Genomic DNA, 14,106 nt, shown 5'->3' with positions numbered 1-14,106 from the left:
ATACCATTGGAAAAATTTAGTTCATTCGACGAAATCAAGAAATCGCTCGAAAACAGAGAGGCTGATTGCCGTGCAATCGTCACCCATTACTTAGAAAACATCACGACGAAGGCGCATTTAAACGCCTTCGTTGAAGTTTATAAGCAATCTGCTCTGGAGCAAGCTGACTTGGTCGACGAAAAAATCACCAAGGGTAAAGCCGGCAAACTTGCCGGAATGGTCATCGGAATCAAAGACGTCCTGTGCTATGCAGGTCATGAGGCCAACGCTTCCTCCAACATACTTAAAGGGTTCCAATCCCAATTTACCACTACTGCAGTTCAACGACTAATTGACGAAGATGCCATCATCATCGGTAGGCTGAATTGTGATGAGTTTGGAATGGGAAGCTCAAATGAGAATTCTGCCCACGGCAAAGTGCTCAATGCGATGGACGAAACACGGGTACCTGGTGGATCCTCCGGAGGTTCAGCAGTTGCTGTACAGGCAAATCTATGTACCGTTTCTCTGGGAACGGATACCGGTGGTTCGGTTCGCCAACCTGCCGCATTCACTGGAGTCATTGGGATGAAGCCAACCTATTCGAGGGTATCGCGATGGGGTTTGATCGCTTACGCATCCACTTTTGATACCATCGGGATTTTTTCAAAGACCGTCAGAGACAATGCTTTGGTCATGGAAATAATGGCTGGTCATGATGAGTTTGACAGCACTTCTTCCCGTAAGCCGGTGCTGCATTATAGCGAGCTTTTGCATTTTGAAAAAAAAGCCAAGGTAGCTTATCTTAAAGAGACTCTAGAATCGCCTGCCTTACAACAAGAGATTAAAGAAAATACACTAGCCGTGTTAGAAAAACTTCAATCCGAAGGACACGAAGTAACAGAGGTTCAGTTTCCACTATTAAAATACCTATTACCCACATATTACATTCTCACCACTGCAGAAGCCAGCTCCAATCTTTCCCGTTTTGATGGTGTAAAATACGGCTATCGCTCTCCGAATGCACATAATTTGGAGAGCATGTACAAGCTTACCCGAAGTGAGGGGTTTGGTGAAGAGGTCAAAAGGAGAATTATGCTGGGTACTTTTGTGCTTTCTGCAAGCTATTATGATGCTTATTTCACAAAGGCTCAACAGGTAAGAAGACTAATAAAAGACTTTACAGAAAATCTTTTGAACGAATTTGACTACATTATCATGCCGACTACGCCATCTACAGCGTTTAAGTTTGGTGAGCATAGTGGTGATCCAGTGGCGATGTATTTGGAAGATCTCTTTACAGTACAAGCTTCAGTATCAGGAGTTCCGGCGATTTCGATTCCAAACGGAAAGGATAAATCTGGCATGCCTATTGGGCTTCAGGTAATCTCCAACTCCTTCAAAGAAGCGGAGCTATATGCGTTTAGTAATTACCTGACAGAATTGACCTCTTAACTCTTACAATGATGGAAAAGCCTCTATACAAAACAATCATTCCAGTAATCATTACCTGCATGATATCGTTTTCCGAAGCCTTTTCCCAAGAGTCACCCCAAGAATCTGCCGTTTCGGTTTCCGAAAATATCCAACCCAACTATCATTACGAATACATCCCCGATTTTACTTATGAAGAAGTAAATCGGCGAATTAAGGCAATGGATACTGAGATGCCTTTTGCATTGAATGATCGGATATTTTCCTTTATCCAATACTTCACGGTAAGAAATCGGGATTACACGAAAATGGTTTTAGCAAGAAAAGACAAGTTTTTCCCACTTTTCGAAGAAACGCTCAAAAAACATGAAATGCCCTCCGAGATCGAATTCCTTTCGATTGTAGAATCAGGATTGGATCCTCAGATCAAAAGCCGAGTCGGTGCCATGGGACTATGGCAGTTTATGCCTGCCACGGGAAAGATGTATGGCATGAATGTAAATTCGGACGTAGATGATCGAATGGACCCGGAATTATCCACTGACGCTGCTGCCAAATACCTCAAGTCACTTTATCGCATGTTTGGGGATTGGGAAGTGGCTATGGCAGCATACAACTGTGGACCGGGGAATGTACGCAAGGCTATTCGAAAATCTGGCGGTAAGACTACTTTCTGGGGAATCTATGACCACCTTCCAAAAGAAACCCGAAGCTATGTTCCCCAGGTACAGGCTTTTTTATATGTACTCAATCACCTCGAAGAACACAACTTTAACCTCGAAGAGCCAACTTACCCAATTGAGTATGATAAAATCAGATTTGACCGAGCGCTTAACTTAGAAAAGCTTGCAGCCTTGACCGACATCTGTCTCAAAGAGTTGAAGGAATTAAATCCCTCTGTGAAAAATGGATCTATTCCTCTTTCTAATAGAAGTATGGAGGTGAAAATCCCAAAATCCAGCGCAATTTTCATCAAAGAGAATTTGGCCTGGATCAGCGATTCGCTTGGAAATCAGCCCACTTTTCTTCTTACTTCCAACACCCCTCCTGCGATAATTCCTGTTGAAAAAGCAGTTGCCAATTCCAACTCAGGGAGGATCGCTTACCAAGTCAAATCAGGGGATGTCCTTGGATCTATAGCCTCGAAACATGGTGTAAGTGTGACCCAGGTTAAGGAATGGAATAACCTGAGCTCAAACCTCATTAAAGTTGGACAGACGCTCTACATCCATTCAGGGAAGACAAGTACCGCTCCAACACTGGCTGACAATTCCAAATCTACTGAGCAGAGAACCTATACTGTGCGTCCAGGAGATTCCCTTTGGATTATATCCCAAAAACACGCGCTCTCCATAGATCAGATCAAACGACTCAATAATTTGAATTCCAATAATATTAAGCCAGGTCAAAAGCTTATAATTGGCTAATTCACGGAAGTTTATTTTTTTAAAGTTATTTAACTCACAATCTAATTGCTAAAACAAGCTTGACTGACTTTTAGTAATTATATTGTCACTAATGCCCCTAACAAGAAAAATCATGAAATCACTCGCTCATATCCTTCTATTCCTTGTTTCCATCGCCCTTTTTTCATGTGGAGAGAATGGTAATGCATCTGATAGCACCAAACCTAAGGCCAGAGGCTCTATTGGGGAAATTATGCTAGCGATCGACTCCACCAAATGGGCAGGACCAGTCGGGGAAGAGTTGCGGGATATTTTCGAGGCAGATTTGCCTGGAATGCTGAGATCAGAAAGCATGTTTAAAGTTCACCGAGTTGATCCGAGGGCAATGAACAGAATGCTCAAGATGTACACTAATCTAATCTATGTAACTACTTTCGACGATAAAAGAGGAGGCAGCCAAATCATCAATGCGCAGTTTTCCAAAGAATCAAAAGAAAAGGCCCAAGCTGATCCAAATCTCTATTCCCTTAGAATGGAAGATGAATATGCCATAGGTCAGGAAGTCCTTTATCTATTTGGAAATACCGAGGAGGAACTGATCGCCAACTTAAGAAAAAACAAAGATCGACTTCAAAACCTATTTGAGGTAAGAGAGCGTGGAAGATTGGAAAAGCCACTTTTTTCAAGAAAAAATTCAACGGCAGAGTATGAGGCAAGAACCAAACTAGGAATTAAAATAAGTGCCCCAGCTTCCTACCAAATTGCAAAAACAACCGAAGACTTTCTATGGATGAGATCCCCTACACCCACAGAACGAAGGCCGGATATCAGCATCTTTTTTTACGAAACAGATTATACTTCTGAGGAGCAAACCTTTCCAGCAAACATACTGACCCTCAGAGATTCCATCACCAAGAAACACATTTTTGGCGATCCTGATGACCCCAGCTCTTTTGTGGTAAGTGAAAAACAAATTCCACCTGCTTTCAGAAACATGGTGATAAATGATAATTTTACCGTGGAAATCAGGGGAACCTGGAAGACCAACAATCTCAGTATGGGAGGAACTTACCTCGGATACTTAATGGTGGATGAAGCCAAAGGCAAACTGTATTACATGGAGGGTTTTATCTATTTCCCCAATGAAATACACCGGGATGCACTTCGCGAGATCCAAACCATTTTGCTCAATACTGACATTAGCTGGAAAGAGGACCAGGGTGCCTGACTTTTGTCAAACCACCATCTATGACCATCAAAATTAGAAAACAAGACGCGTTAAATTACCATAGCCAAGGTTCCCCGGGAAAAATTGAAGTCATCCCAACTAAGCCTGTATCAAGTCAGATTGACCTTGCGCTTGCCTATTCACCCGGTGTGGCTGAGCCATGCAAGGAAATCGAAGCGGACAAGGAAAATGTCTACAAATACACTGCAAAGGGAAATCTTGTAGCCGTCATTACAAACGGAACGGCCGTTTTAGGTCTAGGTGATATCGGCCCCGAAGCTTCCAAACCTGTGATGGAGGGGAAAGCAGTACTTTTTAAAAAATTTGCAGGCATTGACGTGTTCGATCTGGAAATCGATGAGAAAGATCCTAAAAAACTTATCCAGATCATCAAATCCCTAGAACCGACTTTTGGAGGAATAAATCTGGAGGACATTAAAGCGCCCGAGTGCTTTGAGATTGAGCAAACACTCCGACAGCAGATGAAAATTCCCGTAATGCACGATGATCAGCATGGGACAGCCATCATCTCAGGTGCCGCACTAATGAACGGACTTGAAATTGTCAACAAAAAAATCGGTGATATAAAACTCGTAGTAAGTGGTGCAGGTGCTGCTGCCATTTCCTGCGTACGATTTTATGTCAGCTTGGGTGTCAAAAAAGAAAACATCATTGTCTGTGATAAGGATGGGGTCATCAGATTGGATCGACAGGATTTGACAGACATCCACAGAGATTTTGCAACAGATAAAAATATTCATCATATCCGTGAGGCTTTGCCTGGAGCAGACGTATTTTTAGGCCTTTCTGCAGGTAACATCATCTCACAGGAGATGATTAAGTCTATGGCTCCCAATCCGATAGTTTTTGCACTTGCAAATCCGGATCCGGAGATCACCTACGATCTGGCAATAGCAGCTCGGGAGGATGTGATTATGGCTACAGGCCGTTCTGATCATCCTAACCAGGTGAACAACGTGTTGGGATTCCCATACATTTTCCGTGGTGCCTTGGATGTAAGAGCTACAGTTATCAATGAGGAAATGAAGCTCGCTGCGGCAATGGCCATCGCCAAACTGGCCAAAGAACCAGTTCCTGAAATCGTAAATAAGGCCTATGGAGATCTCAATATGGCCTTTGGACGACTTTATTTAATTCCAAAACCTGTAGATCCAAGACTGATAACGACTATAGCCCCTGCCGTAGCCAAAGCTGCTATCGAATCAGGAGTTGCCAAAAAGATGATACACGACTGGGAAGCTTACGAATTGGAGCTCCAAAAGCGAATCGGAATCGATCAAAGGTTGATGTCAATAGTCATCGGAAGAGCCAAAAAAGATCCGAAACGAGTTGTTTTTGGTGAAGCGGATAATCTGAAAATTCTAAAAGCTGCTCAATCCCTGCGAGATGAAAAAATCGCCATTCCTATCTTACTCGGTAATCGGGAAAAGATCCTGAGTATGATTGAAAACAATTCTCTGGATCTGGCCAATGTAGTCATTATCGATCCGCTAGAGGAAACTGAAATGATCAGGGATTTCGGTAAATTCCTCTATGAAAAACGCATGCGAAAGGGAATGACGTTGTACGATGCGAACAGGCTGGTCAAAGAGCGAAATTACTTCGGGGCCATGATGGTCGAAACAGGCTCAGCGGATGCATTTATTTCAGGATTGACCCGTGATTACCCGAAAACTATCTTACCTTCTCTTCAGACGATCGGAGTGAAAAAAGGAGTAAATCGGGTGGCTGGTATGTACATAATGAACACGCCAAAAGGCCCCTATTTCTTTGCCGATGCTACAGTGAACCTGAACCCCTCCGCTGAGGAACTGGTAGAAATCATCGGATTGACAGCAAATGCGGTGAAATTTTTCAACATGGAGCCCAGAATTGCACTCCTCTCCTATTCAAATTTCGGTTCAGCGGAAGGCGATATCCCGACTAAAATGTCCAAAGCCACAGCTCTGGCTAAGAAAAAGTATCCGGATCTCATCATCGAAGGAGAGATGCAGGCCAATGTGGCCTTTAATCAAGAACTGCAACGTGAAATCTACCCTTTCTCCACCCTGGCACATAATCAGGTCAATACACTGATTTTTCCGGATCTTGCCTCAAGTAACATTGCTTATAAATTACTTGCCGAACTGGGAAATGCAGAAGCCATTGGACCAATTTTGCTTGGCATGGGCAAGCCTGTTCATATTTTACAATTGGGAAGCTCTATTCGTGAAATAGTGAATATGGTGGCTATTGCTGTGGTGGATGCTCAATCTTCTGAAGGAATATTATGATTGCATACCTGAGTGGTAAACTTGTCTTCAAGGATCCCACCTACGTCATTATAGATGTGGGAGGAATTGGTTATCAGGTGAAAATCTCCCTCCAGACCTACAGCAGAATCAAAGATGAGGAGCAGATTCGACTCCTCACCTTTCTGCATATCAAAGAAGATGCACATACACTTTACGGCTTTAAGGAAGAAACAGAAAAAAGACTTTTCCTCCTGTTGATATCCATCAATGGGGTTGGACCAAATACGGGATTAATGATACTTTCATCCTTGGATACAGGGGAAATTGAGCAGGCCATACTTTCCGGTGATGTGGGCACCATTCAGGCAGTGAAAGGAATCGGGGTCAAGACTGCACAGCGAATTATCTTAGAGCTAAAGGATAAAATCGGGAAATCGGGGGGTAACGAGCTCAGCACGCCGCTTGGATTCCTAAAGTCCAGCAATAAAATCCGCGAGGAGGCGTTACAAGCCTTGGTTACACTAGGATTCCCAAAAGCAATGGCAGAGAAAAATATCACTCAGATTCTCAAAAAAACCGAAGGGGAAATTTCCTTAGAAGATTTAATTAAAGCATCTTTAAAGACACCTTAACTTTAAGCTGGATTGGACTTTCAGGAGTTACTGACTTTTTGCAAGGGGAAATTTAGAAGTCACGGGCCTGTTCTCCTAGTCATATTGGGATTTGTATTAGCTATAACACCGGCTAAAGCCCAACAAGTCGCAGCAGACAGCACCAAATCCCGAATAGATTCCCTAAATATTCGTAGGCTATCGCCCTCATTTTTGCTTTGGCAAAACATGAGAACCAATCCCTTGTACCCCTATAGGAATCCTTTTCTTCTTCCAAAGTCTCCATTTATACCAGCTCCACCGCTAGCTCAGGAAGTAACTGTACTGATCGATTCCACCCTTCGATACAATATTGTCGATCAACTTGACACCACAAGATTCGGAAATGAGCAAGAATATGACTTCGAACGATTTTCTGAAATCCAGCAATATCAGGTCAGGCAAGACTACTGGCGATCCAGAGCGAGGGCAATGGACGGCGAAAGTGCTGTCGAAGGTCGGAGCCTGATCCCTCCGCTGACTGTCAGTCCATCATTTGACCGGATTTTCGGAGGTAGTGAGATCAATATCGTCCCGACGGGTTATGTCAACCTCGACTTTGGGGCGATCTTCCGCCGAATTGACAATCCCACACTCCCTATCCGTCAGCAGCAGAATGGAGGCTTTAATTTTCAGCAACAGATCCAAATGGCCGTCAACGGGTCGATGGGTGAAAAGATGAAAATCGCTGCCAACTTTGATTCCAACAATTCCTTCGATTTTCAAAATCAGCTAAAAGTCGAATATGACGGCTTCGATGAGGACATCCTCCAATCTGTGGAAATAGGCAATGTCAGCATGCCAATACAGAACAGGTTGATTCAAGGTGCTCAAAATCTCTTCGGTGTAAAAACACAAATGCGTTTTGGGAAATTAAATGTCACCGCTGTGGCCTCTACTCAAAGAGGCCGGAGAGATAATTTGGTGATTGATGCAAATGGACAAGGCAGGGCCTTCGACATTCAGGCATCGCGATACGATGAAAACCGCCACTTTTTCTTGTCCCATTTCTTCAGAGATAATTACGAACGCTGGCTAAGAGGTCTTCCTCAGGTGCTTTCTGGAGTGAATGTCACCAGAATTGAAGTCTATATCATGAACAGGGCGACAAATACGGAAACACTCCGAAATTTTGCCGCCTTTATGGATTTAGGAGAGGGACGTGTGCTTTTGAATCCATCAAACCCAGCCATCGGTACAGGCACACCCGGAGCCCCAGCAGGCAATAACGCAAATTTACTCTATTCTAATATCAGTAAAAATCCTTCTTTCCGCCCTTTTGATACCGGTTCGAGAGCCATAGAATCAAGCCTCGGAATAAGAAAAGGGGTCGACTTTGAGCAGATCAACGGAGCAAGAAAACTAGATCAGACGGAATTCTTCTTTAACCCACAGTTGGGTTATGTTTCACTTTTCAGAAGACTCCAGAACGATGAAGTGCTGGCGGTTTCTTACGAATACACCTACAATGGTCAAGTCTATAAAGTCGGTGAACTGACCGAAGATTACCAAACACGAAGGGAAGACGAACTCATTTTCCTCAAACTTCTCCGCCCTGCACGGATTAACACCAGAGTTCCTACTTGGGATCTGATGATGAAAAACGTGTATAGTCTGAATGCCAGCCAGATCTTGCGGGATGGTTTCCAGCTTCAGGTGATTTACAGGGATGACCGCACAGGTTTGGATAATCCATCTCTTTTAGAAGGCGCAAATGTCAAAGACAAACCCCTGATTCGACTGACAGGACTGGACAATCTCAATCCACAGAACGATCCTGCTCCGGATGGAAATTTTGATTTTGTGGAAGGACTGACCATGATCTCCAATCGAGGTTTATTGATTTTCCCTGTACTGGAACCCTTTGGATCTAACTTGGCGAAGAATTTTCTTCCCGGGGAACTGGTTCTGAAGGATAAGTATGTCTATGACACACTTTACCGCACCACTCAGGCAGATGCAGAACTTGTGACCAGATTGAATAAATATTTTATCAAAGGGCGACTCACGGCTGGTTCAGCAAGTGAAATTCAGCTTCCGGGATTGAATATCGCTCCGGGATCTGTAATAGTACAAGCGGGCAACATTCCATTGACCGAAGGGGTGGATTTCACCATTGACTACAACGTCGGAAGATTGGTGATTATCAACGACGCCATTTTACAATCCGGAAAACAAATCAATGTGAGCTTCGAAAAAGCCGATTTGGTATCCTTCCAGACGCGAAGTCTTCTGGGCACCAGACTGGATTATTTGGCCAGTCAAAAACTCAATATTGGTGGTACGTTTTTGTTTCTCAATGAGCGTCCAAACATCACCCGAATTGCCACAGGGAATGAGACCTTGAGAAACAGCCTTTGGGGCTTGGATGTTAATTTCAATGATGAATCAAGGTGGCTGACTAAGCTCGCAGATGCATTACCATTCACCAACACCAAAGAGAAATCACTTGTACAATTCAATGCTGAATTCGCCCACTTGATTCCCGGTACTTCCAATACGGTAGATGGGGACGCTGCTTCTTACATCGATGACTTTGAAGCCGCTGTTACCCCGTTCTACTTAGGGGCCGCCGCAAACCAGAATTGGAAACTTTCATCCACCCCTAAAACGCAAGACAACAAGTTTGACTTAAGCAACCAAACCGAAGATAATCTTGGAAATGCCTACCGAAGAGCACGCCTAGCATGGTATAACATTGATAATATTTTTTATAGAGAAAGCGGTCCCGGAGTACCTACCAATTTGAGCTCTCAAGACCGGAGAAACCATTACGTAAGGCGAGTAATCCCGCAGGAAATTTTCAAAAACCAAGACCGGGATGTAATTGTGGTTCCACAGCCGCTTTTTGAATTAGCTTTTTTTCCAAGCGAACGGGGAATGTTTAATTACAATCCAAATTTGGATTTCAACGGTTTTTTACCAAACCCAAGATTAAACTATGGTGGGGTCACCCGCGCAATAACTACGGAAGTTGACTTTGATAGAACTAATATCGAGTACATTGAATTCTGGCTCATGGACCCATTTTTAAAAGGAGACAATGGGCGGGTTTTGGACGGGGTTTTCAATCAAAATAACACCACGGGGGGTAAACTCTTCATCAATCTTGGCGATATATCCGAAGACGTGATGAAGGATGGTAGCCATGCCTTTGAAAACGGACTGCCTGCAGACGGAAATCCAACTGAAACTGGTCAAAATGAATGGGGACGTATCACACGAAAGCAATTTTTGATTCCTGCTTTTGATAATTCACAATCTTCCCGAGTCAATCAAGATGTGGGTTTGGATGGATTGAAAAATGAGGATGAACCTGCTTTTTTTCAAAGCAGATTTGTGGATCGCCTCAATGTATCGCAACAGGCTCGTAATGCCATTTTGCAAGATGTGTCTGCTGACGCTTTTCAGTACTATTTGGATGATAAATTCGATCAGGCTGACATAAAAATTCTGGAGCGTTACAAGAAATTCAACGGGATGGAAGGCAACACGCCTGTTTCAGCTGACCCCAGTCTTCCCTACACCGCCTCAGGTGGCAATACGCCTGACAACGAGGATTTGAATGCCGACAACACCATCAATGAACTGGAAAACTACTATGAATATGAAGTAGATCTCAGGCCAGGACAATTGAATGTGGGTGAAAATTACATCGTGGATCAGGTCACACACAACGAGGGAGGGGAAGAAATCAATTGGTATCTTTTTAGGATTCCTGTCCGCCAGCCTGACCGTGTACAAGGTGACATCGTAGGATTCAAATCCATCCGGTGGATGCGAACCTATTTGACGGATTTTGCACAACCTGTCGTACTTCGCATGGCCGAATTCAGAATGGTAGGAAGCCAATGGAGGGTCTTTCAGGAATCGCTATTCGAAAAAGGATTCTTCGAAATCCCTGAACCGGACAATTCCAATGTGGTGGTAGATGTAGTCAATATTGAGCAAAACGCCCAAGGCAGTGACAAACACAGTCCCTATGTTTTACCTCCAGGAATTAACCGAGACCGGGACAATACTTCTACTGTTGAAAGAAGACTGAATGAACAATCCTTGAGAGTATGCGTGGAGGATTTGGCACCGAAAGATGCCCGGGCAGTATTCAGAAATCTCACCATAGACCTCGTACAATATGAGCGTATAAAAATGTTCTTCCATGCCAATAGTCTTGATGCCCAAGATGGAGAAATTACCGCTTTCTTACGATTAGGGACTGATTACACTGACAATTACTATGAAATCGAAGTGCCTCTTGTCGTTTCTCCTTTGGGCACGAATGACGCAAGAGCAGTTTGGCCACTTGAAAATGAGATAGACATCGCGATCCAGGAGATCGTCGGGGTAAAAGTAGAGCGGGACAACAACCGGGCCCCCTTGAATTTGCCTTTTTCTCAGAATATTCGACAATACAAAGTTACCGTAGTCGGCCGACCGGAGTTGAGTATGGTACAGGGCATGATGCTTGGCGCAAGAAATCCGGGCACGGGTATAGGTTCTTCAAAATCCTTTTGTTTTTGGGCGAATGAGCTTCGGGTAACAGGTTTTACCAAGAGTAATGGATGGGCTGCAAATGCTTATTTGAATGCGAAAATTGCTGATGTGGCTGTTGTATCAGCGTCAATTCGACATAATTCCATTGGCTTTGGAGGATTGGAAACAAGGCTTTCCCAAAGAACTAGACAAGCAACTACGCAGTACGATATATCCACAAACGTGGAAGTAAACAAACTCCTTCCCGAAGCCCTTGGAGTCAGCATTCCAATGTATTTCTCAATAGAGAATTCAAACACAAGACCGGAATACGACCCATTGAATCCAGATGTACCATTTGAAGTTGCTTTGGGTAAATATGAAACTGACGCCCAACGGGCGGCATATCGGGAAATCGCCCAGGATCAGCTGAAAAGAAGAAATATCAGTTTCAATAATGTCCGGAAAATCAAAAAGAACACGGATTCACCAAATCGAGTCTATGACCTTTCGAATTTTGCTTTCTCCTATGCAATGGGATCAGTGACTCAGACCAATGCACAGATTGAAAATTACAATTTCAAGACTAACCGTGGTAATGTCACCTATAGCTTCCAGCCAAAGGAATGGAAAATCGCTCCGTTTCAAAATTCGGAAGGGATGACTTCGCCATTCCTCAAATTGATCAAGGATTTCAACCTGAATCTTTCCCCTACCCTGCTTTTGGCCAGAGTGGACGTGGATCGACGCTTCCTGAGATCTCAGTACAGAAACGATCAACTGGGTACCAGCGGGGTTGATCCACTATTTCAGAAGTCTTTCTTCATAAATCGGTCTTTCAATATTAACTGGGATCTTTCGAATAGCTTAAGAGTTGATTTTGAATCACAAGCCAGCGCTGTAGTTGACGAGCCTGAAGGGGATCTGGATACGGAAGCCAAACGCGATTCGGTAAAATACAATGCCTGGCGATTCGGAAGAACTACAAATTATAATCATAGGGCTACATTAAACTATTCGCTTCCGCTGAATAAACTTCCAATGACTGATTGGATTCAGACCGACTATCGATACGTAACCACTTATAATTGGCAAACCGGCGCAATTGGCCAAAAAGACACCTTAGGAAACATCATTCAAAACACCAGGGATCAAAATTTGACCGGAAAGTTTGATCTGATGAAGCTCTACAATAAGAATAAGAAATTGGCGGCATTGAATGCGCCAAAACGTCCCGGCATACCCGGACGGACGACAGTAAATGCCGAGGATACGATCGGTACACCCTTCAGCAATAAGCTGTTGAAATTTCTGATGATGACGAAGGAGATCACCTTCAATTATGGAGTAATTGATGGAACTTTTCTACCTGGCTATATGCCAAATACCGGACTATTGGGAATGGACAGAGCCTGGAACAATCCCGGGTGGGCATTCCTTTTTGGCAGTCAAAATCCAAACGTCAGATACGATCTTGCTGGAAACGGAAATATTGCCCCAAGTGCTGAGTTGACACAGACCTTCAAGCAGAATCGAGCCATGAATCTAAGACTGACCGGAATTTTGGAGCCGATACGGGACTTTAGAGTCACACTGGAAGCAAGAAAAAGGGAAGTTGGAGATTACCAAGAAATCTTCAGAAACTCTCTGGATAATCCCGGCGATTACCAAAGTATCAGTCCTAACCGGTTGGGTTCATATTCCATCACAGGCATTATGATAGGGACTGCTTTCGCAAAAGACGACATTCAGAACAACTCCCCTCTTTTCAGGAATTTTGAAAACTATCGTTCAATCATCAAGGAAAGATTGGATGGAGAAACTGTCGGTGGTGGTGTTTATGGAATAAATGGACAAGATGTTTTAATCCCGTCATTTCTTGCAGCCTATTTGGGAAAAGACCCGAATGAGGTCAGCCTAAATCCTTTCCCGAAAACTCCTCTTCCCAACTGGAGAGTGGATTACCGAGGATTATCCCGATTGAAAGGACTGAGTGACAAATTCAGCAGCATTAATCTCACCCATGCATATTCTTCCACTTATGATGTGAGTAATTTTTCCAACTCCCTGCAATATCAACAGGGTCTTGAACTCTTCAATACCTTACAAAATGTTCGCCGGCCTGATATTACCAATGATGATGGGCAGTTTATCCCCATTTACGTGTTGAATCAGGTAGTCCTTTCCGAGAGATTTTCACCACTCATCGGAGTTGACGTCCTGACAAAAGACCGTCTGAATGTGGCCATCAATTATAACAGGGAAAGAAATCTTGGTTTGAATTTCTCCAACTCCCAAGTAACCGAGCAGAAAAGCAGTGACTTTGGCCTGACACTGGGCTATACAAAAGCCGGCGTGAAAATCCCGTTTAGTATACAGGGAAGTCAAAAGGTACTTAAAAACGACCTTCAATTGCGATTGGATTCCAAGGTTGTGGATGTACGCCAAGTTCAGCGAAAAATTGAAGAAGGCAGCACCGTAACCAATGGCAACCTCAATATTCAAATCCGCCCAACCGTAGGATATGTGATCAATCAGAACCTGAATCTGACCATTTACTTTGAGCGAACGATCAATGATCCTCGTGTAACCACAGCCTTTAGGAGAACCTCCACAGCTTTTGGTGGACAGTTAAGATTTAATTTATCCCAATAGATTTCAAACTCAAGCGATTCCTTTTA

The 14,106-nt window shown here is 43.6% G+C and carries 6 protein-coding genes; all 6 read left to right on the top strand.

The window, feature by feature from the left end; all coding sequences use genetic code 11:
• The first annotated feature begins 6 nt into the window (after positions 1-6).
• Positions 7-1,434, top strand: coding sequence for an Asp-tRNA(Asn)/Glu-tRNA(Gln) amidotransferase subunit GatA (gene gatA / locus Q8M62_RS05855; RefSeq protein WP_304902416.1), 1,428 nt, complete (start codon positions 7-9; stop codon positions 1,432-1,434).
• 11 nt (positions 1,435-1,445) lie between these two features.
• Positions 1,446-2,840, top strand: a complete 1,395-nt coding sequence (locus Q8M62_RS05850; protein ID WP_304902417.1) for a LysM peptidoglycan-binding domain-containing protein — start codon at positions 1,446-1,448, stop codon at positions 2,838-2,840.
• Between the two features lie 112 nt (positions 2,841-2,952).
• Positions 2,953-4,047 (top strand): DUF4837 family protein, encoded by a 1,095-nt coding sequence (locus tag Q8M62_RS05845; protein WP_304902418.1) that lies wholly within the window; start codon positions 2,953-2,955, stop codon positions 4,045-4,047.
• Between the two features lie 20 nt (positions 4,048-4,067).
• Positions 4,068-6,341, top strand: coding sequence for an NADP-dependent malic enzyme (locus Q8M62_RS05840; RefSeq protein ID WP_304902419.1), 2,274 nt, complete (start codon positions 4,068-4,070; stop codon positions 6,339-6,341).
• Positions 6,338-6,934, top strand: coding sequence for a Holliday junction branch migration protein RuvA (gene ruvA / locus Q8M62_RS05835; RefSeq protein ID WP_304902420.1), 597 nt, complete (start codon positions 6,338-6,340; stop codon positions 6,932-6,934). Before Q8M62_RS05840 ends, ruvA begins: the two co-directional genes overlap by 4 nt.
• 207 nt (positions 6,935-7,141) lie before the next feature.
• Positions 7,142-14,080: a cell surface protein SprA gene (sprA, locus tag Q8M62_RS05830; RefSeq protein WP_304902421.1), complete on the top strand. Its 6,939-nt coding sequence runs from the start codon at positions 7,142-7,144 to the stop codon at positions 14,078-14,080.
• Positions 14,081-14,106 lie beyond the last annotated feature (26 nt).

Source organism: Algoriphagus sp., from assembly GCF_030694375.1.
In the GTDB taxonomy this organism is placed as follows: Bacteria; Bacteroidota; Bacteroidia; order Cytophagales; family Cyclobacteriaceae; genus Algoriphagus.
This window is presented reverse-complemented; position numbering and strand designations above follow the sequence as displayed.

Excerpts from the sequence above, each read along its gene's own strand:
- Q8M62_RS05850 (WP_304902417.1), top strand. The coding sequence starts at position 1,446 with ATGGAAAAGCCTCTATACAAAACAATCATTCCAGTAATCATTACCTGC.
- Q8M62_RS05845 (WP_304902418.1), top strand. The coding sequence starts at position 2,953 with ATGAAATCACTCGCTCATATCCTTCTATTCCTTGTTTCCATCGCCCTT.
- Q8M62_RS05840 (WP_304902419.1), top strand. The coding sequence starts at position 4,068 with ATGACCATCAAAATTAGAAAACAAGACGCGTTAAATTACCATAGCCAA.
- ruvA (WP_304902420.1), top strand. The coding sequence starts at position 6,338 with ATGATTGCATACCTGAGTGGTAAACTTGTCTTCAAGGATCCCACCTAC.
- sprA (WP_304902421.1), top strand. The coding sequence starts at position 7,142 with ATGAGAACCAATCCCTTGTACCCCTATAGGAATCCTTTTCTTCTTCCA.